The sequence below is a fragment of the Roseibium sp. RKSG952 genome (genome assembly GCF_009711355.1).
Genome location: NZ_SMMF01000281.1, coordinates 1 through 497, shown reverse-complemented (window position 1 = coordinate 497; position 497 = coordinate 1). Strand labels below are relative to the sequence as shown.

Below are 497 nucleotides of genomic sequence, written 5' to 3'. Positions count from 1 at the left end.
GGGGATGGCGGGGGGGATGCACAAGCCCCGACGCCGGATCAGGTTCTGGATCAGCTGCTTCTCAGCTATGAGCCGTCACTCACCGAACCGGATCTCGGGGGTTTCAGCCGCTCTGAAAAACTCAACCGCCTGGCGAAAGGGTTCAGGGATGCTGGCTATGCGACTGAAAAGTCTGATCAGAACAGTGTTGGTCTCATAGAGAAAATTCTTGTCTTCATGACATCTCAGCCAGCACTTTTGCGCGGACGGCCAGAGCCGGGCGCGTTCCGGGGACCCGGTCTTCTGGTTCGGGCGGCTGACACACGGTCAAAGGTAGACGATCCGTGTCTTGGCTGGAAGCCGTCGTTCTCCCGGCTAGACGTTGCGGATGCCAATTCCACGCACGAGCAGATGCTGATCACCAAATCGGCTCCTGAAACGGCACAGATCGTTTCGAAATGGCTCGAACGTCAATTTGGCTACAGCGCTTTAAAGTCCCCGATAGGGGATCAGTAAAT

General features: G+C 56.5%; 1 protein-coding gene. It reads left to right on the top strand.

The features are described 5' to 3' along the window. On the top strand, positions 1-495 hold a 495-nt coding region (locus tag E1297_RS48850; RefSeq protein WP_196223096.1), incomplete at its 5' end, for a hypothetical protein. Positions 496-497: the final 2 nt, after the last annotated feature.